Source organism: Streptomyces sp. NPDC054887 (genome assembly GCF_053610585.1).
Window position 1 is genome coordinate 1 of record NZ_JBSGYQ010000148.1, and the last position, 1,415, is coordinate 1,415.

Below are 1,415 nucleotides of genomic sequence, written 5' to 3' on the forward strand. Positions count from 1 at the left end.
CTGAGACCTGATGCCGAGCCGATTGTGGTGAAGTGGATGATCCTATGCTGTCGAGAAAAGCCTCTAGCGAGTTTCATGGCGGCCCGTACCCTAAACCGACTCAGGTGGTCAGGTAGAGAATACCGAGGCGTTCGGGTGAACTATGGTTAAGGAACTCGGCAAAATGCCCCCGTAACTTCGGGAGAAGGGGGGCCATCACTGGTGATCGGATTTACTCCGTGAGCTGGGGGTGGCCGCAGAGACCAGCGAGAAGCGACTGTTTACTAAAAACACAGGTCCGTGCGAAGCCGTAAGGCGATGTATACGGACTGACGCCTGCCCGGTGCTGGAACGTTAAGGGGACCGGTTAGTGCGCTTTCGGGCGTGCGAAGCTGAGAACTTAAGCGCCAGTAAACGGCGGTGGTAACTATAACCATCCTAAGGTAGCGAAATTCCTTGTCGGGTAAGTTCCGACCTGCACGAATGGCGTAACGACTTCTCGACTGTCTCAACCATAGGCCCGGTGAAATTGCACTACGAGTAAAGATGCTCGTTTCGCGCAGAAGGACGGAAAGACCCCGGGACCTTTACTACAGTTTGATATTGGTGTTCGGTTCGGCTTGTGTAGGATAGGTGGGAGACTGTGAAGCATGCACGCCAGTGTGTGTGGAGTCAATCTTGAAATACCACTCTGGTCGTGCTGGATGTCTAACCTCGGTCCGTGATCCGGATCAGGGACAGTGTCTGATGGGTAGTTTAACTGGGGCGGTTGCCTCCTAAAGAGTAACGGAGGCGCCCAAAGGTTCCCTCAGCCTGGTTGGCAATCAGGTGTTGAGTGTAAGTGCACAAGGGAGCTTGACTGTGAGACCGACGGGTCGAGCAGGGACGAAAGTCGGGACTAGTGATCCGGCAGTGGCTTGTGGAAGCGCTGTCGCTCAACGGATAAAAGGTACCCCGGGGATAACAGGCTGATCTTCCCCAAGAGTCCATATCGACGGGATGGTTTGGCACCTCGATGTCGGCTCGTCGCATCCTGGGGCTGGAGTCGGTCCCAAGGGTTGGGCTGTTCGCCCATTAAAGCGGTACGCGAGCTGGGTTTAGAACGTCGTGAGACAGTTCGGTCCCTATCCTCTGCGCGCGTAGGAATATTGAGAAGGGCTGTCCCTAGTACGAGAGGACCGGGACGGACGAACCTCTGGTGTGCCAGTTGTCCTGCCAAGGGCATGGCTGGTTGGCTACGTTCGGAAAGGATAACCGCTGAAAGCATCTAAGCGGGAAGCCTGCTTCGAGATGAGTGTTCCCACCCCCTTTGAGGGGTTAAGGCTCCCAGTAGACGACTGGGTTGATAGGCCAGATGTGGAAGCCCGGTAACGGGTGGAGCTGACTGGTACTAATAGGCCGAGGGCTTGTCCTCAGTTGCTCGCGTCCACTGTGTT

Annotated in this window: 1 rRNA gene; it reads left to right on the forward strand. The window is 55.7% G+C overall.

Features of this window, described 5'->3' with window-relative positions:
* A 23S ribosomal RNA gene (locus tag ACWGH0_RS34675) occupies positions 1–1,393 on the forward strand; the annotation flags it as partial.
* Between the last annotated feature and the right edge of the window lie 22 nt (positions 1,394–1,415).